Origin of the sequence: Delftia sp. ZNC0008, from assembly GCF_000799035.1 — a bacterium.
GTDB classification, from domain to species: Bacteria; Pseudomonadota; Gammaproteobacteria; order Burkholderiales; family Burkholderiaceae_C; genus Comamonas; species Comamonas tsuruhatensis.
Genome location: NZ_JTKZ01000224.1, coordinates 1 through 2,700 on the forward strand (window position 1 = coordinate 1; position 2,700 = coordinate 2,700).

Below are 2,700 nucleotides of genomic sequence, written 5' to 3' on the forward strand. Positions count from 1 at the left end.
CCGCGTCTCGACCTCGCAGATGTAGGTGCCTGCGGGAAAGGTGAAGTTGGTGGGGTCGTAGAAGGCGGTTTCATTGAGGCCGGGCTCCAGCTTGTCCAGCGGGTAGTTGTGCGGCACATAGGCGGTGAGCGCGATCTGGGCGAAGGGGATTTTCTTGTCCGTGCCGCGCACCGTGAACTCGCCGCCCGCGAAGTCGATGTCGGCGTCGCTGGCCTCCATCAGGTGGGCCGCGATCTTCTTGGCCTTGGCCTCGATCTTGTCCAGCGCCTTCATGATGGCCGCGCCGCCCACGCTGATGGAGCGCGAGCCATAGGTGCCCATGCCGAACGGCACACGGCCCGTGTCGCCGTGGACGATGTCCACGTTCTCCACGGGTATCCCCAGGCGCGCGGCCACCACCTGGGCGAAGGTGGTCTCGTGCCCCTGGCCATGGCTGTGCGAGCCCGTGAACACGGTGACGCTGCCCGTGGGGTGCACGCGCACCTCGCCGCATTCGAACAGGCCGGCCCGCGCGCCCAGGGCGCCCGCGATGTTGCTGGGCGCCAGGCCGCAGGCCTCGATGTAGCTGCTGTAGCCCAGGCCGCGCCTGAGGCCCCGCGCCTCGCTGTCGGCACGGCGCGCGGCAAAGCCGGCCACGTCGGCCAGGGCCTCGGCCTTGTCCATGCAGGCGCCGTAGTCGCCCACGTCGTACTGCAGGGCCACGGGCGTCTGGTAGGGGAAGCTGGTGACGAAGTTGCGCCGCCGTATCTCGGCCTGGGACAGGTTCAGCTGCCAGGCGCAGCGGCTGACCAGGCGCTCCAGCAGGTAGGTGGCCTCGGGCCGGCCCGCGCCCCGGTAGGCATCGACGGGCGCGGTGTGGGTGAACCAGGCATCGACTTCCACATAGACCTGGGGCGTGGCGTACTGGCCGGCCAGCAAGGTGGCATAGAGGATGGTGGGCACGGCGCTGGCGAAGGTGCTCAGGTAGGCGCCCAGGTTGGCATCCGTGTGCACGCGCATGGCCAGGAACTTGCCGCTGGCGTCCATGGCCATCTCGGCATGGCTGACGTGGTCGCGGCCATGCGCGTCGGTGAGGAAGGACTCGCTGCGGTCGGCCGTCCACTTGATGCAGCGATTGAGCTTTCGCGCACCCCAGGTCAGGCAGACATCCTCGGCATACAGGAAGATCTTGGAGCCGAAGCCGCCGCCCACGTCGGGCGCGATCACGCGCACCTTGTGCTCGGGCAGGCCCATGACGAAGGCCGTCATCAGCAGCCGCTCGACGTGCGGGTTCTGGTTGGCCACGTACAGCGTGTACTCGTCATTGGCGCGGCTGTAGCTGCCGATGGCCGCGCGCGGCTCCATGGCGTTGGGAACCAGGCGGTTGTTGACCAGGTCCAGCTGGGCGATGTGGGCGGCACCGGCGAACACGGCATCCACGGCGGCCTTGTCGCCGATGGCCCATTTGTAGCAGTGGTTGTCGGGGGCGATGTCGTGCACCACCGCGCCGGGCACGCTGCCGGCCGCCGCGTCGGCCACCAGCACCACGGCGGGCAGCGGGTCGTAGTCCACCTCCACCAGCTCGGCCGCGTCGCGCGCCTGCTCCAGCGTCTCGGCCACGACCATGGCGACCTGGTCGCCCACGTAGCGCACGGTGTCCAGCGCCAGGATGGGATGCGGCGGCTCCTTCATGGGCTCGCCGTTGGTGCTGGTGATCAGCCAGCCGCAGGGCAGGCCGTTGATCTTGTCGGCCGCCACGTCGGCGCCCGTGAGCACGCCGATGACGCCGGGCGCGGCCTTGGCCGCGTCGGTGGACACGGAGCGCACACGCGCATGCGCGTGCGGCGAGCGCACGAACACCGCATGGGCCTGGGCGGCCAGCGCGATGTCGTCGGTGTACTGGCCCGCGCCCGTGAGGAAGCGGTAGTCCTCCTTGCGCTTGACGGGCTCGCCGATGTGGGGGAGCTTGGAAAAGTCGGATGCACCCATGGCTGTCTCCTTGTGGTGACCTGCGGCGCTCAGGCCGCAGGCCCTGCCATGGCCTGGCTGCCCTTTTTCACGGCGGCCACGATGTTCTGGTAGCCCGTGCAGCGGCACAGGTTGCCCTCCAGCGCCTCGCGGATCTCGCGTTCACCCGCGCACGGCTGGCGCTGGCACAGGTCCACGGCGCTCATGACCATGCCCGGCGTGCAAAAGCCGCATTGCAGGCCGTGGCACTCCTTGAAGGCCGCCTGCATGGGGTGCAGGCCGCCGTCGATATCCGCCAGCCCTTCGATGGTGCGCACCTCGCAGCCCTCGGCCTGCACGGCCAGCATGGCGCAGGACTTGACGGCGTGGCCGTCGACGATGACGGTGCAGGCCCCGCACTGGCTGGTGTCGCAGCCCACATGCGTGCCGGTCAGGCGCAGGTGCTCGCGCAGCGCATGCACGAGCAAGGTGTTGGGTGGAACGTCGATGCGCTGCGCGCGCCCGTTGACGGTGAGCTGGACATTCATCGTGCTGTCTCCTGCCTGTGTTCGGCGGTGATCTGGAACGTGGGGGAACGCCGGAAACCTCGTCTGCCATGGTCGCCCTGCCCGCAGGCGCCCGTTCTAGGGTTGACCCGCAAGCCCGGGCCGGGCGGCGCGGATATTCTCAAAATGACACAGTCGTCACCGCAGCCGCAGCCCGCACCGCTTGCGCCTGCGCCCCCGGCTTCGACCGTGCCCGCCTGCCAGCCCG

2 protein-coding genes are annotated in these 2,700 nt (G+C 69.5%); both read right to left on the reverse strand.

Going from position 1 to position 2,700, the window contains the following annotated elements; translation table 11 throughout:
• The coding region (locus L995_RS07505; RefSeq protein ID WP_047470663.1) for a xanthine dehydrogenase family protein molybdopterin-binding subunit at positions 1-1,968 on the reverse strand (1,968 nt) is incomplete at its 3' end.
• Positions 1,969-1,997: 29 nt separating this feature from the next.
• The gene (locus L995_RS07510) at positions 1,998-2,474 is read right to left on the reverse strand and encodes a (2Fe-2S)-binding protein (RefSeq protein ID WP_047470666.1); all 477 of its coding nucleotides are present in this window, start codon (positions 2,472-2,474) and stop codon (positions 1,998-2,000) included.
• Between the last annotated feature and the right edge of the window lie 226 nt (positions 2,475-2,700).

What these genes read in the sequence shown, in the direction of transcription:
- L995_RS07510 (WP_047470666.1), bottom strand. Translation starts at nt 2,474, where the DNA reads ATGAATGTCCAGCTCACCGTCAACGGGCGCGCGCAGCGCATCGACGTT.